This window comes from Shigella sonnei (assembly GCF_002950395.1).
Classification (GTDB): domain Bacteria; phylum Pseudomonadota; class Gammaproteobacteria; order Enterobacterales; family Enterobacteriaceae; genus ECMA0423.
The window spans coordinates 445,495-468,393 of record NZ_CP026802.1 but is presented as its reverse complement, the minus strand read 5'-3'; the positions used below and the strand labels follow the sequence as shown (position 1 = coordinate 468,393).

Here is a 22,899-nt window from a genome sequence, read left to right as displayed (position 1 = left end):
ATTATCCGACTTATTAAAAATGCCTGTTTAAAATTATATAATTTAGCACATACCGCAACCAACTCCCACCTTAAACCAACTGGTCCGGATAATTCAGATGTTCTCCTGTTCAAAAAGCTATTCTCCCCTTCGAAATTAATGACAATTATCGGTGATGAAATTCCTCTTATATCTGAAAAACAGTCGCTTTCAAAGGTGCTTTTAAATGATGAGAATAATGAACTGAGTGATGGTACAAACTTCTGGGATAAAAATCGTCAATTAACCACAGATGAAATAGCTTGCTATCTTCAGAAGATCGCCGCTAATGCAAAAAATACTCAAGTCAATTATCCTACTGGTCTCTACGTCCCCTACTCCACCAGAACTCACCTGGAAGACGCTCTCAATGAAAATATTAAGAGCGATCCATCATGGCCGAATGAAGTCCAGTTATTCCCCATAAATACTGGCGGACACTGGATATTAGTTTCGCTACAGAAAATAGTAAATAAAAAAATAATAAACTACAAATAAAATGCGTCATATTCAACTCATTGCGTGCACTAGGCCATGATGGTAATGACTCCAACTTATTGATAGTGTTTTATGTTCAGATAATGCCCGATGACTTTGTCATGCAGCTCCACCGATTTTGAGAACGACAGCGACTTCCGTCCCAGCCGTGCCAGGTGCTGCCTCAGATTCAGGTTATGCCGCTCAATTCGCTGCGTATATCGCTTGCTGATTACGTGCAGCTTTCCCTTCAGGCGGGATTCATACAGCGGCCAGCCATCCGTCATCCATATCACCACGTCAAAGGGTGACAGCAGGCTCATAAGACGCCCCAGCGTCGCCATAGTGCGTTCACCGAATACGTGCGCAACAACCGTCTTCCGGAGACTGTCATACGCGTAAAACAGCCAGCGCTGGCGCGATTTAGCCCCGACATAGCCCCACTGTTCGTCCATTTCCGCGCAGACGATGACGTCACTGCCCGGCTGTATGCGCGAGGTTACCGACTGCGGCCTGAGTTTTTTAAGTGACGTAAAATCGTGTTGAGGCCAACGCCCATAATGCGTGCAGTTGCCCGGCATCCAACGCCATTCATGGCCATATCAATGATTTTCTGGTGCGTACCGGGTTGAGAAGCGGTGTAAGTGAACTGCAGTTGCCATGTTTTACGGCAGTGAGAGCAGAGATAGCGCTGATGTCCGGCAGTGCTTTTGCCGTTACGCACCACCCCGTCAGTAGCTGAACAGGAGGGACAGCTGATAGAAACAGAAGCCACTGGAGCACCTCAAAAACACCATCATACACTAAATCAGTAAGTTGGCAGCATCACCGGCCATGATAAAGAAAATTCACTTAAGCGTGTCATTAATAGTTTTAATTCTGAACTCATGGGATAAATGTCGAATAATAATATAAAAGTTCATTTAAATGAACCAGAGATAATATTTTTACATGCCGTTCTTCAGCAATACTTAAGCCAAAGTTGCGGTGCGTTTGTGTGCATGGCAGCCCAGGAAGTGATTGAACAAAGGGAAAGCAATTCTGACAGCGCCCCCTATACGTTATTAAAAAACTATGCTGACAGATTTAAAAAATATTCAGCAGAAGAGCAGTACGAAATTGATTTTTAACATCGACTGGTAAACAGGAATTGTTATTTAGATAAATATGGCGATGCAAATATCAATGATTATTATAGAGACTTAGAAATAAAACACTCACAACGCAAAAATAGAGCATCAGGAAAAAGAGTAAGTTAACATCATTGTTAATTAATTCGACCAGTCAGCAAATATGCTGACTGGTCGAACATAGTTTGCTAAACAGTCATCACTGACTGATGTCAGTCACACCATCCGCCAGTTCAATCTTCGGGTATTTCCAGCGTATCTCGGCACGCGATTGCTGGTCTGTTGATGTAGTGGATTGTTGTTGCTGACTTTTCTTACCCTCAGAGTTCTGCCCCCTGTCAACTCAATCTGCCAATAAATAACATAATTATATTTTTCCTTATATGAATTCCTTTTTAAAATAGCGAAGCCACTGTAAAAGATACTTTTTGTATAGATCTAACAACCGTAATAAAACAAACACTCATAACTCATTATAAATAATGATAAAATAACGTCTTTTATTGATAATTTATATATGGAAAAAAATTCCTTTTGTTATATTGTTTCTGATTTCACTCCCTCTGATTATTTTTACCAACCCTGGGTCACTGCATTATCGCCAACGCCCCGACACGTCAGTCCTGAGCAATTAGAAAAAACAGTTCGTTATCTTACACAAACTGTGCATCCACGTAATGCCGACAATATTGATAATCTGAATAGGTCCGTAGAGTATATAAAAGAGTTCTTTGTCAGTAGCGGTGCCAGAGTTACCGCGCAGAGCGTCCCCGATTGGCTATTACGACTCTGCGCCTGGTAGCCAGGATTACCCTTACCCGCAATGTCCTGGCTTTATCCCGATCGGGGGGACTTTATTGCCTGGTCGGCAGAATACAGGATATCAACGCCGTTCGTCAGGTAAAAACGGCATTGTTATCATCCCGGGATTTATCTGTTTATTCTATGAATGCCCCATGGTTTATTCCCGGTATTGATTTCTCTGACCACCTGAATTATTGGCAACACGATATTCCCGCCGTAATGATTACTGACACCGCTTTTTATCGTAATAAACAATACCACTTGCCCGGTGATACAGCAGACAGATTGAATTATCAGAAAATGGCTCAGATGGTGTTATAACCTTGTTACACAACAGTAAATAATAAAAATTTCTCGAGGCGGGTCCAGAAACAGCGACATGTACATTTTATTTTCCCTCGTCTGTTTTAAGATGCGAAACATAAAATTCAATGGAGGAAAAATAAATGGGAATGATTGGTTATTTTGCAGAAATTGACTCAGAAAAGATTAACCAACTGCTTGAGTCTACTGAAAAACCTTTGATGGATAATATACATGACACGCTTTCAGGATTACGCCGACTGGATATTGATAAACGCTGGGATTTTTTACACTTTGGGCTGACAGGCACCCCTGCTTTTGATCCCGCGAAGAATGATCCGCTGAGTCGTGCCGTGCTTGGTGAACACAGCCTCGAAGATGGCATAGATGGCTTCCTGGGATTGACCTGGAATCAGGAGTTAGCCGCGACAATCGACCGACTGGAATCACTGGATCGAAGTGAGCTGCGTAAACAGTTTTCCATTAAGCGACTCAATGAAATGGAGATTTATCCGGGAGTGACCTTTTCAGAAGAGTTAGAGGGGCAACTCTTTGCTTCGATCATGCTGATATGGAAAAGCTGATTAGCGCGTATCGACGTATGCTGCGACAAGGGAATCATGCGCTGACGGTTATTGTTGGGTGATGGTGTCAGGGCACCAAAAAAAACCGCCGAACATGTCGGCGGCTTTCTGACTTACAAACTGATAGCTTACATCAGCGGCATTGCTAACCGCACAATGCTAATCAGCGGTTGTGGCCATACACCCAGCACCAGTACCAACAGTGCAGAGATCAGCACCACGATACCGCCTGCGCTGTACTGCCAGTTTGACGGTGCATCGCGACCCGGTTGTTCCGGGGCGTGCAGGTACAGGCTCACCGCCACGCGCAGGTAGTAGTAAAGGCCGCTTGCCGAACCGACAACCACGGCGCCCACCAGCCACCACAAGTGTGCCTGGACACCGACCGCCAGCACGTAGAACTTACCAATAAAGCCCAGCGTCATCGGAATACCGGCCAGAGACAGCATCATCACCGTCATCACCGCCGCGAGGATCGGGCGATGCCAGAACAGTCCGCGGTAAGAGTACAGGGAATCAGCATCCGGGCCACGATACGGGCTGGACATCAGGCTGACCACGCCGAACGCGCCGAGGCTGCTAAACAGATAACCGGCCAGGTAAACCCCTACCGCTTCCATCGACATCTCGCCAGTTTGCAGCGCAATCAGCGCCACCAGCAGATAGCCGAGGTGAGAGATAGATGAGTAACCGAGCAGACGTTTGATATTGGTCTGGCTCAGCGCCATCAGGTTACCGAAGATGATGGAGGCAAAGGCGATAATCGCCAGCACCACGCGAATCGCTTCGCTGTCACCCATCGGTGCGTAGAGGAACAGACGCATCACCACACCGAAGATAGCGATTTTGCTCGCCGTCGCCAGGAAAGTGGAAACCGGCGCAGGCGCGCCCTGGTATACGTCTGGCGTCCACAGGTGGAACGGCACCAGAGAGAGTTTGAAGCCGAGGCCAACAATCATCAGGCCGAAACCTGCCAGCAACAGCGGCTCGTTGAGCATACCGTCGCCAAGGTTTTTACCCAACGCGACAAACGACAGGTCGCCAGACTGCGCATACACCAGCGCCATACCAAACAGCAGGAAAGAAGACGCTGCGGCAGAAAGGATGGTGTATTTGATACTGGCTTCCAGTGAACGTTTCTGGCGGAAAGCGTAACCGACCAGGCCAAACAGCGGCAAAGAGATCAGTTCGATACCGAGGAACAGAGACGCCAGATGGTTGGCATTCGCCAGCAGGATCCCGCCCAGCGCGGCAATTAACACCAACAGGTAGAACTCGTCCTTGTTGTCGTTATAGCCTTCAAGCCACGGGTAGGCGAAAGTACAGGTGGCGAGGCTCGCCAACAATACCAGCCCGGTGTAAAGCATGGCGAAACCATCAACGCGCATCAGCGGCGTAACGTCCATAGCGCCTGCCTGGCCGACAAACCAGAGCGAAACCAGCGCCGCGTTAAGCCCAATAACCGAGAGCGTAGCGTTGAGGAAATGATTGCGTCGCCACGCAATGGAGAGCATCACAACCACCACCGTCAAGCCGACGATCAGCAACGGTAGCAGTGCGATCAGGTTTTGTGGAGTTATTGTCATGGCGATTTACGGCCTTGTAGTAGTAACGGAATTAACAAACCACTGCTGGATATTGCCAATCGCGGAGTGCGAGGTATCCAGAATCGGCTGCGGATAGAAGCCCTGCAGTACCAGCAGCACCACCAGCAACAGGATCATAAACAGCTCACGCAGCGACATCCCTGGCAGTTCCTGGCTGGCAATCTCGCTTTTCGCTTTACCGAAGTAAGCGCGATGCAACATCGCCAGCGAATAAACAGATGCAAAGACCAGCCCAAAGGTAGAGATAACGGTAATCACCGGGACAACCTGGAAGCTGCCGAACAGAATCATAAATTCGCCGACGAAGTTACCGGTGCCAGGCATCCCAAGCGTTGCCACCGCAAAGAACAGCGACAGTGCTGGCAGCCATTTCATCTTGCTCCACAGACCGCCCATCATGCGCATGTCGCGGGTATGGATACGTTCATAAAGCTGACCACAAAGAATAAACAGACCCGCCGCCGACAAGCCGTGCGCAATCATCTGGATTACCGCGCCCTGGTAGGCCAACTGGCTGCCGGTGTAGATAGCAATCAGCACGAAGCCCATGTGGGAAACCGAGGTGTAGGCGATCAGACGTTTGATATCGGTCTGGGCGAAGGCCATCCACGCACCGTAGAAGATGCCGATAACACCCAGCCACATAGCAATTGGCGCGAACTCTGCCGACGCGTTCGGGAACAGCGGCAGGGAGAAACGCAGCAAACCGTAAGCGGCAGTTTTCAGCAAGATCCCCGCGAGGTCAACGGAACCGGCGGTCGGAGCCTGGGAGTGCGCATCCGGCAGCCAGCCATGCAGCGGAACCACCGGCATTTTGACTGCGAAGGCGATGAAGAAGCCCAGCATTAACAGGTATTCCGCACCACTGGACATTGGCGTATTCAGCAGCTCTTCATAGTTGAAGGTCCAGACGCCGGTCGCATTGTAGTGAACAAAAACCAGCGCCAGGATGGCAATCAACATCACCAGACCACTCGCCTGGGTGTAAATGAAGAACTTGGTTGCCGCCGTGATACGCGTTTTACCGTCAGAGGCTTTATGCCCCCACAGTGCGATCAGGAAGTACATCGGCACCAGCATCATTTCCCAGAAGAAGAAGAACAGGAACATGTCGATGGCAAGGAACACGCCGATAACGCCGCCCAGGATCCACATCAGGTTGAGGTGGAAGAAGCCCTGATATTTTTCGATCTCTTTCCACGAACATAGTACCGCCAGCACACCGAGCAGACCGGTCAGCACGACCATCAGCAGCGACAGCCCGTCAATGGCGAGATGAATAGAGATACCCAAACGCGGGATCCACGGCATGTCGAATTCAGACTGCCACTGCGGAATTCCGGCGGATTGCGTCAGTGAATAACCGCCCTGCAACCACAGTTGCAGCGACAGCGCCAGCGTCAATCCCATGGTGATCAGCGCGATCCAGCGTGGCACCTTGACGCCAAAGCGTTCGGTCTGCCAGCACAGGAAGCCGCCAATAAAGGGAATTAATATTAGCCAGGGTAGTAACATGGCGATCTTTATTCCTTGTAAAAGTCCCGTCAGGACCGGATTTTCAACGAATTCTCACGACAGAAAATTCTCTTCGGACTGGGGGTAGTGTCGGATGCACCGCGAAGGCGGCTTATCCGACCTACGTTCTTATATGCCCAGGGGCAATCCCACAATCCTTAACTCAACGCAGTACCATCAACAGTGCCAGCACCACGACCGCACCGATGCTCATGGATGCCACATACCAGCGCAGATAGCCGTTCTCACTTAACAGCAGACCTTTACCTGCAAAGCGGGAAAGGACAGCCGGAATGTTCATCATTGAGTTCAGCGGATCGCGTTTCAGCAACCAGGCAATACCCAGGAACGGCCTGACGAACACTTTGTCGTACAGCCAGTCAAAGCCCCAGGCGTTGTACCACCAGGTACTCAGCAGGCGGCCCGGCGCACTGTTGGCGATGGAGGTCACCAGAGTACGTTTACCCAGCCACAGCCAAGCTGCCAGCAGAATGCCGACAATCGCGACCACGCCAGAGGTAATTTCCAGGGTCAACATGCTGCCGTGCGCCAGTTCCGTCGTTTGCGGAAGCACGCCCTGCAGCGGCGGTACAATCAGTGCGCCAACGAAGGTGGAAAGGATCAGCAGCACAATCAGCGGCAGGCTGTGAGTTACCCCTTTCACGGCGTGAGCGTGAATTTGTTCTTTTCCGTGGAAGACGATGAAAATCATACGGAAGGTGTAGAGCGAGGTCATAAACGCACCGACCAGACCTGCCACCATCAGATTGATATGACCATTCGCCATCGCACCCGCGAGGATCTCATCCTTACTGAAGAAGCCCGCAGTGACCAGCGGCAGTGCCGACAGTGCTGCGCCGCCCACCAGGAAGCAGAGATAAACCAGCGGAATAGATTTACGCAGACCGCCCATCTTGAAGATGTTCTGTTCGTGATGGCAGGCCAGAATGACGGAACCGGATGCCAGGAACAGCAGCGCTTTAAAGAACGCGTGAGTCATCAAGTGGAAAATCGCCGCATCCCATGCCTGCACGCCAAGCGCGAGGAACATGTAGCCAATCTGGCTCATGGTAGAGTAAGCGAGAACACGTTTGATGTCGGTCTGTACCAGCGCGGCAAAACCGGCCAGCAGCAGCGTAACCGCCCCGACAATGCCCACCAGATGCAGAATTTCCGGCGTCATCAGGAACAGGCCGTGGGTACGGGCGATCAGGTAGACACCCGCGGTTACCATGGTTGCGGCGTGGATCAGCGCGGAGACAGGCGTCGGGCCCGCCATCGCGTCGGCAAGCCATGTCTGCAACGGCAACTGCGCAGATTTACCGACCGCACCGCCCAGCAGCATCAGCGTCGCCCACATCAGCATGTTATTGCCGTCAGCAAAGTGCGCTGGTGCCAGTTCCACCATTTCGCGGAAGTTCAGGGTGCCCAGTTCGTTGTAAAGAATGAACAGTGCGAAAGCGAGGAAAACGTCACCCACACGGGTCACGACGAACGCTTTCATTGCCGCTGCGCCATTCTTCGGATCGGTGTAATAGAAACCGATCAGCAGATAGGAGCACAGGCCCACGCCTTCCCAGCCGAGGTACATCAGCAGCAGGTTGTCGGCAAGCACCAGAACTACCATGCTGGCGATGAACAGGTTGGTGTAGGCGAAGAAGCGAGAGTAGCCCTCTTCACCGCGCATGTACCAGGAGGCGTACATGTGAATAAGGAAACCCACACCAGTGACCACCGAGAGCATGGTCAGCGACAGGCCGTCCAGCACCAGGTTAAAACCGATGTTAAAGTCGCCTACCGACATCCACGTCCACAGCGGCTGGCTGTATGCCTGCTCGCCGTTAGCGAAGAAATCAACGCCGATAAAGGCGGTTACCAGCGCCGCCAGGCCCACAGAGCCAACGCCGACGATCGCCGAAACGTTTTCAGACCAGCGCCCACGGGAGAACGCCAGCAGGACGAAGCCAATCAATGGCAAAATAATGGTTAAGGCAAGCATGTTCATCCGCGCATCTCACTTACTGAATCGATGTTCAGGTTCTGGCGACGACGGTGAAGTTGCAGCAGCAGCGCAAGGCCGATACTCGCTTCTGCCGCCGCGAGGCTGATGGCGAGAATGTACATCACCTGACCGTCGGTCTGACCCCAGTAGCTTCCGGCGACAACAAAGGCCAGCGCGGAGGCGTTAATCATGATTTCCAGACCAATCAGCATAAACAGCAGATTGCGACGGATAACCAGACCGGTTAAGCCAAGAATGAATAAGATTGCCGCGAGGATCAGTCCATGTTGTAAGGGGATCATGCGTGCTCCTCCGTTTTTCTTTTCGCGCTGTCGTCTTTACGATTGCTCAGCACTTCACCCGCACGCTCTTCACGACCGACGTGGAAGGCCACAACCAGACCTGCGAGCAGCAGCATAGAAGCCAGTTCCACCGCCAGTACGTAAGGCCCGAACAGCGTAATACCCACTGCTTTAGCACTGATTGGCGTACCGTCGATACCCTGATCGTTAACACCGAGGATGGCGTAAACAATCACCACCAGCATGATGGCCGACAAAATTGCCGGACCAATCCACACCTGCGGTTTCAGCCACTGGCGTTCCTGTTCGATTTCTGAACCGCCCAGGTTGAGCATCATCACCACGAACACGAACAGCACCATAATGGCACCCGCGTAGACGATAATTTCCAGCGCACCGGCGAAGTAAGCGCCCAGTGAGAAGAACACCCCGGAAATCGCCAGCAGCGAAATAATCAGGTACAGCAGTGCGTGTACCGGATTGGTATGGGTGATCACTCGCAAGGTCGCAAGTATGGCTATCAGGCCACAGATATAAAAAGCGAACTCCATTGCCCCTCTCCTTACGGTAACAGGCTCTTGACGTCGATAGGCTTGGCTTCGTTCTCTGCTTCGCCCTTATCTTTGCCGTCGATTGCCATACCTGCCATCCGGTAGAAGTTATATTCCGGGTATTTGCCCGGACCGGAGATCAGCAGATCCTCTTTTTCGTAAACCAGATCCTGGCGCTTGTATTCCCCCATTTCGAAATCCGGGGTTAACTGAATCGCCGTGGTCGGACAGGCTTCTTCGCACAGACCACAGAAAATGCAGCGTGAGAAGTTGATGCGGAAAAATTCCGGATACCAGCGACCGTCTTTGGTTTCTGCTTTTTGCAGCGAGATACAGCCGACCGGGCAGGCTACCGCGCAGAGGTTACAGGCTACGCAACGCTCTTCGCCGTCCGGGTCGCGGGTCAGAACGATACGACCACGATAACGGGGCGGCAGATAGATCGGCTCTTCCGGGTACATTCGCGTTTCGCGTTTGGCGAACGCGTGCAGGCCGATCATCCAGATACTACGAACCTGGGTGCCGAAACCTACTAACAATTCTTTTAAGGTCATGGTCTTATTGCCCCTTATTGCGCCTGCCAGAGAATGACAGCCGCCGTTACCAGCAAGTTGATCAGCGTCAGCGGCAGGCAGATTTTCCAGCCGAAGGACATTACCTGGTCATAACGCGGACGCGGTAACGACGCACGAATCAAAATGAACATCATCATAAAGAACGCGGTTTTCAGCGCGAACCAGATGAATGGCGGTAACAACGGGCCTTGCCAGCCACCGAAGAACAGCGTCACCATCAATGCAGAGATGGTCACAATCCCGATGTACTCACCCACGAAGAACAGACCGAACTTCATACCGGAATATTCAATGTGGTAACCATCCGCCAGTTCCTGCTCGGCTTCCGGCTGGTCAAACGGGTGACGGTGACATACCGCCACGCCCGCGATGGCAAAGGTAATAAAACCAAAGAATTGCGGGATAACGTTCCACACATGCGCCTGGCTGTTGACGATGTCGGTCATGTTGAATGAACCGGCCTGCGCCACCACGCCCATCAGGGAAAGCCCGAGGAACACTTCGTAGCTCAGGGTCTGCGCAGAAGCACGCATCGCACCCAGCAACGAGTATTTGTTGTTACTTGACCAGCCCGCAAACAGCACCGCGTAAACCGCCAGACCTGCCATCATCAGGAAGAACAAAATCCCGATGTTCAGGTCGGCAACCACCCAACCCGGACTGACTGGCACAATCGCAAAGGCCAGCAGCAGCGAGGTAAAGGCAATCATCGGTGCCAGGGTAAAGATGACGCGATCCGAGAATTTCGGGATCCAGTCTTCTTTAAAGAACATTTTGATCATGTCCGCAACCAGCTGGAGCGAACCGCCCCAGCCAACACGGTTAGGTCCGTAACGGTTCTGGAACAGACCCAGCAGGCGACGTTCGCCAAAGCTCATGAATGCCCCGCAGGTGACAACCACCAGCAGGATCACCACCGCTTTGAGGATGGTCAGCAGGATCTCAATCAGTTCCGGTGATATCCAACTCATTGTTGTGCCTCCTTGAGATCCTCAAGATGCGCGCCAGCCAGCACCGGAGCAATACCGGACATACTCATCGGCAAGCCCACCTGCCCTGCCGTCAGCCCTTCAGCGATTTCAACCGGCAGCGTGACCGTATTGCCATCGTAACTAAAGGAGACGTGTGTACCTGCGTTCACACCTAACTTCGCGGCATCCGCTGGGTTGAGTTTGATGTACGGCTGCGGCATACGGCTCTGGAAGACCGGAGCACGCTGTGACAATTCATCGCTGCCAAACAGGTGGTAATACGGCGCGATACGCCATTTCCCGTCCTGCGGCTGGAAGCGTGCCGGTACGCTGGTGAAGTAATCCAGACCATTTTCGCTGGTTTCAAACAGACGCACGCCCGGATCGCCAAAGCGCAGTTTGCCGCCCACTTCGTCCTGGAATTTGTTCCACGCCTGCGGGGAGTTCCAGCCCGGCGCCCAGGCAAACGGCACTTGCGAACGGTGCGCAGTCGGCTGGTTGTTACCTTCCATCGAGAAGGTGAACATGGTGTCAATATCCTGCGGCTGACGCGGCTCATGAACGCTGATATTGGCGCGCATGGCGGTACGACCGCTGTAACGGTGCGGTTCACGGGCCAGTTTCTGCCCACGAATACGGAATGTCGCATCCGGCGCAGCATCTTTGATACCTGCCAGTTCCGGGATTTTCGCCACAACAGCGTCAATCACATGGTCGAGCTGCGTCCAGTCCACTTCACGGCTCAGCAGGGTGCTGTGCAGCGAGTGTAACCAGCGCCAGCTTTCCAGCATGACAGTTTTGCTGTCGTAATAAGCAGGATCGTAAACCTGGAAGAAACGTTGGGCGCGGCCTTCGTTGTTGATCACCGTACCGTCGCTTTCAGCAAAACTGGCAGCAGAAAGTACCAGATGGGCGTTTTCCATAATCGCTGTGCGTTGATGATCAACCACCATCACCAGCGGCGCTTTAGCCAGCGCAGCATTCACGCGGGTAGCGGAAGCGTGACGATGCAGATCGTTTTCCAGCACCACCACCGCGTCGGCGCGTCCGGTTTCCAGTTCGGTCAACGCTTCTTCAAGCGAACCGCCACCCATAATGCCCAGCCCCATGCTGTTGACGGAACGGGCAATCATGGTGATACCAACGTCAGCGCCGCGACCTTTCAGGGCTTTCGCGACGTTAGCCGCAGCCTGAATCACCTCTATGCTACCGGCGTTCGTCCCGGAGATAATCAACGGTTTCTTCGCACCTGCCAGTGCCTGCACGATGACGTCGATTTTGCTTTGCAGCTCAGGTTCGATACCGTCAACCGCTGGCGCAGAGTTATCCAGCGCATGGGCGATGGCAAAACCTAAACGCGCCTGATCTTCAACCGGTGCGCGGTAAGTCCACGCCGCGATATCATCCAGACGGGTGTCATCAACGTTGGTAACAAACAGCGGATGCTTCGCACGTTGACCGATGTTGAGGATTGCCGCAATCTGCCAGTCAGCCACTTTCTGTGCTGCCGCCATTTCGCGCGCTTTACCTTTCACAGCCTGACGCACTGCCAGCGCGACGCGCGCGCCGGTCTGGGTAACGTCTTCGCCCAGCACCAGTACCGCATCGTAAGATTCGATTTCGCGCAGAGCCGGAGTATAAATGCCGCCTTCACGCAGCACTTTCAGCGCCAGTTGCAGACGTTCCTGCTCACCGTGAGCGATACCGGTGTAGAAGTTTTCTTCGCCCACCAGTTCACGCAGCGCAAAGTTGCTTTCCACGCTGGCACGCGGAGAACCAATACCGATCACTTTCTTCGACTGACGCAGAATATCTGCCGCGCCCTGCATTGCCTGTTCGGCGTTGAGGGTAATGAAATCATCGCCACGACGCTGTACTGGCTGACGCGGACGATCCTTCAGGTTGACGTAACCGTAACCGAAACGACCACGGTCGCAGAGGAAGTAGTGGTTTACCGTACCGTTGTAACGGTTTTCGATACGACGCAGTTCGCCGTAACGTTCACCGGGGCTGATGTTACAGCCGATGGAACATTGCTGGCAGATGCTCGGCGCAAACTGCATATCCCATTTACGGTTGTAACGCTCGGAGTGCGTTTTGTCGGTAAATACGCCGGTCGGGCAAATTTCGACCAGGTTACCGGAAAATTCGCTTTCCAGCGTGCCGTCTTCCGGGCGACCGAAGTAGACGTTGTCGTGCGCACCGTAAACGCCCAGATCTGTACCGTCAGCGTAATCTTTGTAGTAACGCACACAGCGGTAGCAGGCGATGCAGCGGTTCATTTCGTGAGAGATGAATGGCCCCAAATCCTGATTACGGTGGGTACGTTTGGTGAAACGGTAGCGACGGAAGCTGTGTCCGGTCATCACAGTCATATCCTGAAGATGGCAGTTACCGCCTTCTTCACATACCGGACAGTCGTGCGGGTGGTTGGTCATTAACCACTCGACCACACTTTCACGGAACTGTTTCGCTTCTTCGTCGTCAATGGAAATAAAGGTGCCATCGGAAGCCGGTGTCATACAGGACATCACCAGGCGACCACGCGTGTCTTCCGCGTTTTGGTATTGCTTCACCGCACACTGGCGGCAAGCACCGACGCTTCCCAGCGCCGGATGCCAGCAAAAGTAAGGAATATCAAGGCCCAGAGACAGACAAGCTTCCAGCAGGTTGTCCGCTCCGTTGACCTCGTATTCTTTGCCGTCTACATGAATTGTAGCCATTAGCATGCTTCCAGTTTTCTCGGTCAGGGACCGAGCGTTAATCGAAATTCGGTTACCAGCGCTCTTTCAGCAGGTTCGGCTGAATCCCATTAATCAAATGGGTATTGCTGAACGGCTGTTTGATTCCCGCCTCAAATTCTTCGCGGAAATATTTGATGGCGCTCTGTAACGGCTCCACTGCACCAGGTGCGTGGGCACAGAAAGTTTTACCCGGGCCTAAGAATCGACACAGTTGCTCAAGTGTTTCGATATCGCCCGGCTGGCCTTCGCCACGCTCCAGCGCACGCAGAATTTTCACGCTCCACGGCAGACCGTCGCGGCACGGCGTACACCAGCCGCAGGACTCACGGGCGAAAAACTCTTCCAGGTTACGCACCAGCGACACCATGTTGATCTCATGGTCAACCGCCATCGCCAGCGCCGTACCCAGACGGCTGCCCGCTTTACCGATACTTTCGAATTCCATCGGCAGATCAAGGTGCGCTTCGGTCAGGAAGTCAGTCCCCGCGCCGCCTGGCTGCCAGGCTTTAAATTTCAGACCATCACGCATACCACCGGCGTAATCTTCGAGGATCTCGCGTGCGGTGGTGCCGAACGGCAGTTCCCACAGTCCCGGATTTTTCACCCGACCGGAGAAGCCCATCAGCTTGGTGCCAGCATCTTTACTTTTCGAGATGTTCTGATACCACTCCACGCCGTTAGCGAGGATCGCCGGAACGTTACACAGGGTTTCGACGTTGTTGACACAGGTCGGTTTGCCCCATACGCCGGAGGTTGCCGGGAAGGGGGGTTTCGAGCGTGGGTTAGCACGACGCCCTTCCAGGGAGTTGATTAACGCTGTTTCTTCCCCGCAGATGTAGCGCCCTGCCCCGGTATGGACGAACAGTTCGAAGTCGAAACCTGTTCCCATAATGTTTTTGCCAAGCAAGCCCGCTTCAGTGGCTTCGGCAATGGCGCGGCGCAGATTTACTGCCGCTTCGATATATTCGCCACGCAGGAAGATGTAGCCACGGTAAGCTTTCAGCGCAAACGCGGAGATGAGCATACCTTCCACCAGCAGGTGCGGCAGTTGCTCCATCAACAGGCGGTCTTTATAGGTGCCCGGCTCCATTTCATCGGCGTTACACAGCAGGTAACGGATGTTCATGGATTCGTCTTTCGGCATCAGGCTCCACTTCAGGCCAGTCGAAAAGCCCGCTCCGCCGCGCCCTTTCAGACCAGCGTCTTTTACCTGATTAACGATTTCGTCCGGAGACAGCCCGGTCAGCGCCTTACGCGCCCCTTCGTAACCGTTTTTGCTGCGGTATTCGTCCAGCCACACTGGCTGTTTGTCATCGCGCAGACGCCAGGTCAGCGGATGCGTTTCGGGAGTACGGATAATGTTTTTCATTTATACCGCTCCAGCAGTTCAGGGATCGCTTCCGGGGTCAGATGCGCGTGAGTGTCCTCATCGATCATCATGTTTGGCCCTTTATCACAGTTCCCCAGGCAGCAAGTTGGCAGCAGCGTAAAGCGGCCATCAAATGTCGTTTGCCCTGGTTTGATGTTCAGCTTTTTCTCGAGCGCCGCCTGAATACCCTGATACCCGTTGATATGACAGACCACGCTGTCGCAATAACGGATCACATGGCGACCAACCGGCTGGCGGAAGATCTGACTGTAGAACGTTGCCACACCTTCGACGTCGCTTGCCGGAATACCCAGCACATCGGCGATCGCGTGGATCGCACCATCCGGCACCCAGCCACGCTGCTTCTGAACGATTTTCAGCGCTTCAATGGACGCCGCACGCGGGTCTTCGTAGTGGTGCATCTCGTGCTCAATCGCTTCACGCTCTGCCGCACTCAGCTCAAAAGCCTCGGTTTGTGGTTGTTGATTCTCGTGCATAATTAGCGGTCCACATCTGACATAACAAAATCGATACTGCCCAGATAAACAATCAGGTCAGACACCAGGCTGCCGCGGATCGCCGCCGGAATTTGCTGCAAATGCGCATAACTCGGCGTGCGGATACGAGTGCGATAACTCATGGTGCTACCGTCGCTGGTCAGGTAGTAACTGTTGATCCCCTTGGTCGCCTCAATCATCTGGAAAGATTCATTGGCAGGCATCACCGGCCCCCACGACACTTGCAGGAAGTGGGTGATCAGGGTTTCGATATGTTGCAGCGTGCGCTCTTTCGGCGGCGGCGTGGTCAGCGGGTGATCCGCTTTGAACGGGCCTTCCGGCATGTTGTTGAGGCACTGCTCAAGAATGCGCAGACTCTGGCGCAGCTCTTCCACTTTCAGCATTACGCGGGTGTAGCAGTCAGAAACACCACCACCAACCGGGATTTCAAAGTCGAAGTTTTCATAGCCAGAATAAGGACGCGCCTTACGCACGTCGAAGTCGATCCCGGTAGCACGCAGGCCCGCGCCAGTGGTGCCCCACTCCAGCGCCTCTTTCGCGCCATAGGCGGCAACGCCCTGGGAACGACCTTTCAGAATGGTATTTTGCAGCGCCGCTTTCTCGTAAGACGCCAGACGTTTCGGCATCCAGTCGAGGAACTCACGCAGCAGGCGATCCCAGCCGCGCGGCAGGTCGTGCGCTACGCCGCCAATACGGAACCACGCCGGGTGCATACGGAAACCCGTGATCGCTTCCACCAGATCGTAAATTTTCTGACGATCGGTAAAGGCGAAGAACACGGGCGTCATTGCGCCGACGTCCTGAATAAAGGTCGAGATGTACAGCAGGTGGCTGTTGATACGGAACAGTTCGGAGAGCATAACGCGAATGACGTTAACGCGATCCGGCACGGTGATCCCGGCCAGTTTCTCTACCGCCAGCACGTAAGGCATTTCGTTAACGCAGCCGCCGAGGTATTCAATACGGTCGGTATACGGAATGTAGCTGTGCCAGGACTGGCGCTCGCCCATTTTCTCCGCACCACGGTGGTGGTAGCCGATGTCTGGTACGCAGTCGACAATCTCTTCGCCGTCGAGTTGTAAAACGATACGGAAAGCCCCGTGCGCCGACGGGTGGTTCGGACCGAGGTTGAGGAACATGAAGTCCTCGTTTTCGGTGCCGCGCTTCATCCCCCACTCTTCCGGTTTGAAGGTCAGGGCTTCCATCTCCAGATCCTGTTTGGCTTTGGTCAGCTCAAACGGCGAGAATTCGGTAGCGCGCGCCGGGTAATCTTTACGCAGCGGGTGACCTTTCCAGGTTTGCGGCATCATGATGCGGCGCAGGTTCGGGTGACCGTCGAAAGTAATGCCAAACAGATCCCAGGTTTCACGCTCATACCAGTTAGCGTTCGGGAACAGTTTGGTGAAGGTCGGTACGTGCAGGTCGTTTTCTGCCAGCGCCACCTTCAGCATGATGTCGCGGTTACGATCGATAGAAATCAGATGGTAGAAAACGGAAAAATCCGCGGCAGGTAACCCTTCGCGGTGTGTGCGCAGACGTTCGTCCATGCCGTGTAAGTCAAACAGCATGACGTAAGGTTTCGGCAGTTTCTTTAAGAAATCGCCAACTTCCAGTAATTGTTCACGCTTGATCCACACAACGGGAACCCCGGTGCGAGTCGCCTGAACAGTAAAGGCATCCGGCCCAAAACGGTTGCGCAGTTCGCCAATCACCGGATCATCAAGATGATCACGGGTCTGCCAGGCGGGTTCTTGCGCGGTTAAGTCGGTCATATTGTTCACCATTGCAAATGGTCCGTGGTGACTGTCGGCGCAGTAAGCTTCGCGAAATAGATTTAGGAATAAGCGAAGAAAAATCCCTTTGCCGACAGGCGCAAATTAAATCTCGTCAGGTGTACGCAGGTTGGTTACGGCAATGCGTTCACCGCGCTTGCGTTCGCGCTCTGATTGCATATTGGCGCGATAAACGCCCTGATCGCCAACCACCCAGGAGAGCGGACGACGTTCTTTGCCGATAGATTCCTGCAACAGCATCAGTGCCTGCATGTACGCTTCAGGACGCGGCGGGCAGCCCGGGATATACACATCAACCGGGATGAATTTATCGACGCCCTGCACAACGGAATAAATATCGTACATACCACCAGAGTTGGCACAGGCACCCATTGAGATAACCCATTTTGGTTCCAGCATCTGGTCATACAGACGCTGAATAACCGGTGCCATTTTGGTAAAGCAGGTTCCTGCAACCACCATCAGGTCAGCCTGACGCGGCGAAGCACGCAATACTTCTGCGCCAAAACGCGCCACGTCATGCACCGCGGTAAACGAAGTCACCATCTCAACGTAACAGCAGGAAAGACCGAAGTTATACGGCCAAATTGAGTTTTTACGACCCCAGTTAACCATGTCATTGAGCTTGCCCATAAACACGTTTTTGTTAACTTCTTGCTCCAGAGGGTCGGTTACGATCTCCTGCTTTTGCAGGGGGTAACGGTCGTTCTCACCGTTGGGATCTATGCGGGTGAGCGTATAATCCATCTTAATGCCTCGCGGTTAGCGTTGACGATTAGCGATACTGTTCGTTTCCGGGTTCATACGCTCGCGGCGTGAACGCGCGGGCGTCCAGTCCAGCGCGCCAATACGCACCAGATAAACCAGACCTGCCAGTAACACAAAAATAAAAATTGCAGCTTCCACAAAGCCTACCCAGCCGCTTTCGCGGATAGAGGTTGACCATGCGAACAGATACAGCGCTTCAACGTCGAAGATAACGAAGAACATGGCCACCAGATAAAACTTGGCGGACAGGCGTAAGCGGGCGGAGCCGACCGAGTCGATACCGGATTCAAACGGCACGTTTTTCGACCTCGCGCGTGCGCGACCGCCTAAAAACCAACCGCCTACCAGCATCAGGCAACACAGGCCAATGGCAACGATAAGAAAGATAGCGAATGCCCAGTGATGAGCGATGACTTCAGTGGATGTTGACATACTCATTGCTTACTCATCAAAAGTAGCGCCAGATTCACTGCTCTTCACGGCAGATGGACGCCACATCGATTCATGGGGAGGAATAAAAAAAACCTTACAATCACTGTAGAAATTCTTTTATACAGCTAATTGATGTGGTCTTTTACTCCTTTCTATAACCTTTTGTCAACTTTAACAAAAGTTTCTTCACATTAGTTTACATAATATCAACACCATTAGCATTTAATGCCCTTTCACGCCAGATCCTTGACGACTCCAGGATAATTAGATGTTGTTGAATCGTGTCCGTTGTGAAGCAATGGAAAAAATACGGGTCTATTTTGACAGGAATTTGTGTCGATTCCTCCCCCCAAAAGAGAGTATTTTCTTGATCTGTGACACGCTTTTGTCATTCCATAACAAAAACGCAGCAACAAATTTACGTATTTTTAACATCATTGTAGCAGGTGATTTTTTTCAGGCGATTATTTGTGCGTTCGGGACGTGAATCTCTGGTGATTGAAAAATGAACAGTTTTGTACGTTCTGCACTATGCGAGGAAGGATTTTTACTAAAAAAAAGCCGCTGGGGTTTAAAACACCCCCAGCGGCTCGTTTTTACACTATTGTCTCAGGAATTATCTATCGTCCGTCGATTACTCGATATCCCTTTCAATCAACAATGAATCATCCCCTTCCGGAGCAGACATTGGGCTGTATTGCCACGGATTATGGTAGCTCTCCATCGCCTGATAGATCACCTGGGCCAGCTCATTATTACTGGACGGGTCATAGCACAGCAAATATTCGGTATCAGGTAGCGGCGGTAAGCCATCTACTCCACTCAGCACACGCAGGTCCGGGCTCATCATTTCAATCGGCCTTGCCGTCACGCCAAGACCGGCTTTCACTGCCGCACGAACGGCCGGAAGCGTCGAGGCGACATAAGCCAGTCGCCATGGAATATCTGCTTTATTAAGCGTCGCCAGCACCATATCGCGAAACGGACTTGGATCATCCAGCAATACAAGAGGGATCGGCTCGCCTTTTTGCAATACGTATTCCGCTGCGCAGTACCAGTGTGTTGGCGAGGTACGCAGGTTCAATGCCTTAAACGCTGAAGGACGATGGGTGGTTACCATCAAATCCACTTCCTGGGATTCCAGCATTTCTGCCATATAGGCATTACGTTTAACGCGGACATCCAGCGCTAATTTCGGATAAACCGAACTCACGCGATTTAACAGGAAAGGTAAGATCGTATCGGCAGATTCATCTGAAGCACCGATAGTTAACACGCCCTGAAGATTACTGAACATTAATGATGAGCAGGCCTCATCATTAAAACGCAGTATTTTCCTGGCGTAACCAAGAAGTTGAATGCCATGTTCAGTTAACAGTTTGTTGCGACCGTGACGAGCGAACAGTTCTTTCCCAACGAGTTGTTCCAGACGCTGCATTTGCTGACTTACGGCGGACTGAGTACGACACACAGCGGCAGCTGCGGCAGCAAAAGTGTTCAGATCGGCAACAGCAACAAATGTTCTCAGCAGATCGAGGTCGAGGTTAATTATCGGACGATTTGCACTTATCATATATTATCACTTACTGGCGGCTCATACTGAGCTGGTTAATGCTGTGCACACACAAACAAGCAATTCCATTTGTAATGTGCCTCCCTGGCAGTTTCATCCGGAACCCGGACGAAAGTAAAAATGCATATGAGTTGCACTAAAAAAGCGACTCACATTGTTCCGTTATAATGCCTGAAGTAGATCACAGAATATATCTTCAGGGATCGCATATCTATTAAGTTACTCACTCTTTTCTATTTATGACATGCGCGTGTTTGTATAAATGTAAATGTGAGTCCTTGTTCCACTCTCGTGCAGCATCGCTGGTCATACGCGAACACGTACAAACAGCAATGGTGAGGCGGCATCAAGAGCAGGGATCCGTCATTTATGCGAGCATTTTACCCCAAAAACCTTTTATTTATAAGGGTCATTGCGAATTATCTGATGCAAAGTTATGTTATGTTAGGCAAAGTAATCTTCTATTATTAATAAGCACATCAAAACCTTTTTGAATATTAAATAATAATTAATTAGCATCATCCTCATTCATTAATTCCGCTTAACAATAGTTTCACACCTTGCCCCCATTGCGACACCTCGGAAATCATCACGCTGTTAAACTCTCCGTAATGCGGAAATATCATCATCGCGTTTCATTAGTGAATTCTTAAATGAGGCATTTTCACACAATTATCTTACAGATAAAAAAACCAGACTTGCAATTAAGAATCAGAACAATTCACTATATAACATTGCATGCAAAGCATATACACCTCATTATTTTGTCATTATTAAGTTATTAACAGCACAATCGAGCCTTCCCCTCTGGCAAAATCTTATTCTGCAGACCTTCAAAACACCGTCCTGGGGGAGTACATTGTTCTAAGCTGACTTCCACGGCAGGGAGTGGCGATAACAGCAAAAAAGGTCAAGATTCATGTCCCCCATTGAAAAATCCAGCAAATTAGAGAATGTCTGTTATGACATCCGTGGTCCGGTGCTGAAAGAAGCAAAACGCCTGGAAGAAGAAGGTAACAAGGTACTGAAACTGAACATCGGCAACCCAGCCCCATTCGGTTTTGACGCGCCAGATGAAATCCTCGTTGACGTGATACGCAACCTGCCTACCGCTCAAGGGTATTGCGATTCCAAAGGGCTTTACTCCGCGCGTAAAGCCATCATGCAGCACTACCAGGCTCGTGGCATGCGTGATGTTACCGTGGAAGATATTTACATCGGCAATGGTGTATCGGAGCTTATCGTTCAGGCAATGCAGGCATTGCTGAACAGCGGGGACGAAATGTTGGTTCCTGCACCAGATTACCCACTCTGGACCGCGGCGGTTTCGCTTTCCAGCGGTAAAGCGGTGCATTATCTTTGCGATGAATCCTCTGACTGGTTCCCGGACCTCGATGATATTCGCGCTAAAATTACGCCTCGTACGCGTGGGATCGTTATTATCAACCCAAATAACCCAACCGGCGCGGTATATTCCAAAGAGCTTTTAATGGAGATTGTGGAGATTGCACGTCAGCATAATCTCATTATCTTCGCCGATGAAATTTATGACAAAATTCTCTACGACGATGCTGAGCATCACTCAATTGCGCCACTGGCACCTGACCTGCTGACCATTACCTTTAACGGACTGTCGAAAACGTACCGCGTTGCAGGCTTCCGTCAGGGGTGGATGGTGTTGAACGGGCCGAAAAAACACGCCAAAGGCTACATCGAAGGTCTGGAAATGCTGGCTTCAATGCGCCTGTGTGCTAACGTTCCTGCGCAACACGCCATTCAGACCGCGCTGGGTGGTTATCAGAGCATCAGTGAATTTATTACCCCTGGCGGTCGTCTTTATGAGCAGCGTAACCGCGCGTGGGAACTGATCAACGATATTCCGGGCGTTTCCTGCGTGAAACCTCGTGGTGCGCTGTATATGTTCCCGAAAATCGACGCCAAACGCTTTAACATTCACGACGATCAGAAAATGGTGCTGGATTTCCTGTTGCAGGAAAAAGTTCTGTTGGTGCAAGGGACGGCATTCAACTGGCCGTGGCCGGATCACTTCCGCATTGTCACGCTACCGCGTGTCGATGATATCGAGCTGTCTTTGAGCAAGTTCGCGCGTTTCCTTTCTGGTTATCATCAGCTGTAATCTTAATTTCACTGCCGGAGATTGCATCCGGCAGCGTTATCCCGCCACAATGACCTGATGATGTCATCATACGTAAGGTCACTATGAAACAGAGCCATTTTTTTGCCCATCTCTCCCGCCTGAAACTCATTAACCGCTGGCCGCTAATGCGCAACGTGCGGACGGAAAATGTGTCCGAACACAGTTTGCAGGTAGCGATGGTCGCCCATGCGCTGGCAGCTATCAAAAATCGAAAATTTGGCGGTAATGTCAACGCCGAACGTATCGCTTTACTGGCGATGTACCACGATGCCTCAGAAGTGCTCACCGGCGATCTCCCTACTCCGGTGAAATACTTCAATTCGCAAATCGCTCAGGAGTACAAGGCTATTGAAAAAATCGCTCAGCAAAAACTGGTCGATATGGTTCCGGAAGAGCTGCGGGATATCTTTGCGCCGTTAATTGACGAGCATGCATATAGCGATGAAGAAAAATCGCTGGTGAAACAGGCAGATGCACTGTGTGCATATCTGAAATGTCTGGAAGAACTCGCGGCCGGAAATAATGAATTCTTGCTGGCAAAAACGCGACTGGAAGCGACGCTTGAAGCGCGTCGCAGCCAGGAGATGGACTACTTCATGGAAGTATTTGTTCCCAGCTTCCATCTTTCGCTCGATGAGATTAGCCAGGATTCACCGCTGTAAGCAGCCGGAGTCTGCGTCGCATCAGGCAATAAGCGCCGGATGC

17 protein-coding genes and 4 pseudogenes are annotated in these 22,899 nt (G+C 51.8%); 6 read left to right on the top strand and 15 right to left on the bottom strand.

Annotated features, from left to right (window positions below; all coding sequences use genetic code 11):
- A pseudogene (locus C1P89_RS02545) lies at positions 1 to 569 on the top strand (Ulp1 family isopeptidase); the annotation flags it as partial.
- Between the two features lie 3 nt (positions 570 to 572).
- Here the strand turns inward: C1P89_RS02545 and C1P89_RS02540 are convergent.
- Positions 573 to 1,270 (bottom strand): IS1-like element IS1A family transposase gene (locus C1P89_RS02540; RefSeq protein WP_094096600.1). Its coding sequence is split into 2 segments (ribosomal slippage): positions 573 to 1,021 and positions 1,021 to 1,270, totalling 699 coding nucleotides; the frame shifts between segments, so codons are not numbered across the junction.
- Positions 1,271 to 1,325: 55 nt separating this feature from the next.
- Between C1P89_RS02540 and C1P89_RS02535 the strand changes: the two are divergent.
- From C1P89_RS02535 to C1P89_RS02525, 3 pseudogenes are all read left to right on the top strand, one after another.
- Positions 1,326 to 1,754 (top strand): annotated as a pseudogene (locus tag C1P89_RS02535) (Ulp1 family isopeptidase); the annotation flags it as partial.
- 386 nt (positions 1,755 to 2,140) lie between these two features.
- Positions 2,141 to 2,773, top strand: a pseudogene (locus C1P89_RS02530) (zinc-binding metallopeptidase family protein).
- Positions 2,774 to 2,875: 102 nt separating this feature from the next.
- Positions 2,876 to 3,378: pseudogene (locus tag C1P89_RS02525) on the top strand (YfbM family protein).
- A gap of 66 nt (positions 3,379 to 3,444) precedes the next feature.
- Here the strand turns inward: C1P89_RS02525 and nuoN are convergent.
- The 14 genes from nuoN to lrhA all read right to left on the bottom strand — a co-directional run bounded on the left by nuoN (position 3,445) and on the right by lrhA (position 20,036).
- A complete protein-coding gene (gene nuoN, locus C1P89_RS02520; RefSeq protein WP_000156691.1) occupies positions 3,445 to 4,902 on the bottom strand; it encodes an NADH-quinone oxidoreductase subunit NuoN in 1,458 nt (485 codons plus the stop codon).
- A gap of 6 nt (positions 4,903 to 4,908) precedes the next feature.
- Positions 4,909 to 6,438 carry an NADH-quinone oxidoreductase subunit M gene (gene nuoM / locus C1P89_RS02515; RefSeq protein ID WP_000926454.1) on the bottom strand — a complete coding sequence of 510 codons (1,530 nt, stop codon included), beginning with the start codon at positions 6,436 to 6,438 and terminating at the stop codon, positions 4,909 to 4,911.
- 163 nt (positions 6,439 to 6,601) lie between these two features.
- Positions 6,602 to 8,443 carry an NADH-quinone oxidoreductase subunit L gene (gene nuoL / locus C1P89_RS02510; RefSeq protein ID WP_001056601.1) on the bottom strand — a complete coding sequence of 614 codons (1,842 nt, stop codon included), beginning with the start codon at positions 8,441 to 8,443 and terminating at the stop codon, positions 6,602 to 6,604.
- Positions 8,440 to 8,742 (bottom strand): NADH-quinone oxidoreductase subunit NuoK, encoded by a 303-nt coding sequence (gene nuoK, locus C1P89_RS02505; RefSeq protein ID WP_000612640.1) that lies wholly within the window; start codon positions 8,740 to 8,742, stop codon positions 8,440 to 8,442. Before nuoK ends, nuoL begins: the two co-directional genes overlap by 4 nt.
- Entirely contained in the window at positions 8,739 to 9,293 is a 555-nt protein-coding gene (nuoJ, locus tag C1P89_RS02500) for an NADH-quinone oxidoreductase subunit J (protein ID WP_000393511.1), read from the bottom strand. The genes nuoK and nuoJ overlap by 4 nt, the downstream gene beginning before the upstream one ends.
- Before the next feature lie 11 nt (positions 9,294 to 9,304).
- Positions 9,305 to 9,847, bottom strand: coding sequence for an NADH-quinone oxidoreductase subunit NuoI (gene nuoI / locus C1P89_RS02495; protein ID WP_000172743.1), 543 nt, complete (start codon positions 9,845 to 9,847; stop codon positions 9,305 to 9,307).
- Between the two features lie 14 nt (positions 9,848 to 9,861).
- Complete coding sequence (gene nuoH / locus C1P89_RS02490; RefSeq protein ID WP_000118507.1) at positions 9,862 to 10,839, bottom strand: NADH-quinone oxidoreductase subunit NuoH; 978 nt, start codon at positions 10,837 to 10,839, stop codon at positions 9,862 to 9,864.
- Positions 10,836 to 13,562 (bottom strand): NADH-quinone oxidoreductase subunit NuoG, encoded by a 2,727-nt coding sequence (nuoG, locus tag C1P89_RS02485; RefSeq protein WP_005143013.1) that lies wholly within the window; start codon positions 13,560 to 13,562, stop codon positions 10,836 to 10,838. The genes nuoH and nuoG overlap by 4 nt, the downstream gene beginning before the upstream one ends.
- 52 nt (positions 13,563 to 13,614) lie before the next feature.
- Complete coding sequence (gene nuoF, locus C1P89_RS02480; protein ID WP_000789502.1) at positions 13,615 to 14,952, bottom strand: NADH-quinone oxidoreductase subunit NuoF; 1,338 nt, start codon at positions 14,950 to 14,952, stop codon at positions 13,615 to 13,617.
- On the bottom strand, positions 14,949 to 15,449 hold the full coding sequence (nuoE, locus tag C1P89_RS02475; RefSeq protein WP_000545042.1) for an NADH-quinone oxidoreductase subunit NuoE: 501 nt from the start codon (positions 15,447 to 15,449) through the stop codon (positions 14,949 to 14,951). The genes nuoF and nuoE overlap by 4 nt, the downstream gene beginning before the upstream one ends.
- Before the next feature lie 2 nt (positions 15,450 to 15,451).
- Positions 15,452 to 17,254, bottom strand: a complete 1,803-nt coding sequence (nuoC, locus tag C1P89_RS02470; protein WP_000247878.1) for an NADH-quinone oxidoreductase subunit C/D — start codon at positions 17,252 to 17,254, stop codon at positions 15,452 to 15,454.
- Between the two features lie 93 nt (positions 17,255 to 17,347).
- Entirely contained in the window at positions 17,348 to 18,010 is a 663-nt protein-coding gene (gene nuoB, locus C1P89_RS02465; protein ID WP_000386733.1) for an NADH-quinone oxidoreductase subunit NuoB, read from the bottom strand.
- A 15-nt stretch (positions 18,011 to 18,025) separates the two neighbouring features.
- A complete protein-coding gene (gene nuoA / locus C1P89_RS02460; RefSeq protein ID WP_000062997.1) occupies positions 18,026 to 18,469 on the bottom strand; it encodes an NADH-quinone oxidoreductase subunit NuoA in 444 nt (147 codons plus the stop codon).
- Positions 18,470 to 19,097: 628 nt separating this feature from the next.
- Positions 19,098 to 20,036, bottom strand: a complete 939-nt coding sequence (gene lrhA / locus C1P89_RS02455) for a transcriptional regulator LrhA (RefSeq protein WP_000622281.1) — start codon at positions 20,034 to 20,036, stop codon at positions 19,098 to 19,100.
- A 919-nt stretch (positions 20,037 to 20,955) separates the two neighbouring features.
- On the opposite strand from lrhA, the gene alaA reads away from it, so the two are divergent.
- The gene (alaA, locus tag C1P89_RS02450) at positions 20,956 to 22,173 is read left to right on the top strand and encodes an alanine transaminase AlaA (RefSeq protein ID WP_000074527.1); all 1,218 of its coding nucleotides are present in this window, start codon (positions 20,956 to 20,958) and stop codon (positions 22,171 to 22,173) included.
- 83 nt (positions 22,174 to 22,256) lie between these two features.
- The gene (yfbR, locus tag C1P89_RS02445; protein ID WP_000813860.1) at positions 22,257 to 22,856 is read left to right on the top strand and encodes a 5'-deoxynucleotidase; all 600 of its coding nucleotides are present in this window, start codon (positions 22,257 to 22,259) and stop codon (positions 22,854 to 22,856) included.
- Positions 22,857 to 22,899: the final 43 nt, after the last annotated feature.

Excerpts from the sequence above, each read along its gene's own strand:
- nuoN (WP_000156691.1), bottom strand. The coding sequence starts at position 4,902 with ATGACAATAACTCCACAAAACCTGATCGCACTGCTACCGTTGCTGATC.
- nuoM (WP_000926454.1), bottom strand. The coding sequence starts at position 6,438 with ATGTTACTACCCTGGCTAATATTAATTCCCTTTATTGGCGGCTTCCTG.
- nuoL (WP_001056601.1), bottom strand. The coding sequence starts at position 8,443 with ATGAACATGCTTGCCTTAACCATTATTTTGCCATTGATTGGCTTCGTC.
- nuoK (WP_000612640.1), bottom strand. The coding sequence starts at position 8,742 with ATGATCCCCTTACAACATGGACTGATCCTCGCGGCAATCTTATTCATT.
- nuoJ (WP_000393511.1), bottom strand. The coding sequence starts at position 9,293 with ATGGAGTTCGCTTTTTATATCTGTGGCCTGATAGCCATACTTGCGACC.
- nuoI (WP_000172743.1), bottom strand. The coding sequence starts at position 9,847 with ATGACCTTAAAAGAATTGTTAGTAGGTTTCGGCACCCAGGTTCGTAGT.
- nuoH (WP_000118507.1), bottom strand. The coding sequence starts at position 10,839 with ATGAGTTGGATATCACCGGAACTGATTGAGATCCTGCTGACCATCCTC.
- nuoG (WP_005143013.1), bottom strand. The coding sequence starts at position 13,562 with ATGGCTACAATTCATGTAGACGGCAAAGAATACGAGGTCAACGGAGCG.
- nuoF (WP_000789502.1), bottom strand. The coding sequence starts at position 14,952 with ATGAAAAACATTATCCGTACTCCCGAAACGCATCCGCTGACCTGGCGT.
- nuoE (WP_000545042.1), bottom strand. The coding sequence starts at position 15,449 with ATGCACGAGAATCAACAACCACAAACCGAGGCTTTTGAGCTGAGTGCG.
- nuoC (WP_000247878.1), bottom strand. The coding sequence starts at position 17,254 with ATGGTGAACAATATGACCGACTTAACCGCGCAAGAACCCGCCTGGCAG.
- nuoB (WP_000386733.1), bottom strand. The coding sequence starts at position 18,010 with ATGGATTATACGCTCACCCGCATAGATCCCAACGGTGAGAACGACCGT.
- nuoA (WP_000062997.1), bottom strand. The coding sequence starts at position 18,469 with ATGAGTATGTCAACATCCACTGAAGTCATCGCTCATCACTGGGCATTC.
- lrhA (WP_000622281.1), bottom strand. The coding sequence starts at position 20,036 with ATGATAAGTGCAAATCGTCCGATAATTAACCTCGACCTCGATCTGCTG.
- alaA (WP_000074527.1), top strand. The coding sequence starts at position 20,956 with ATGTCCCCCATTGAAAAATCCAGCAAATTAGAGAATGTCTGTTATGAC.
- yfbR (WP_000813860.1), top strand. The coding sequence starts at position 22,257 with ATGAAACAGAGCCATTTTTTTGCCCATCTCTCCCGCCTGAAACTCATT.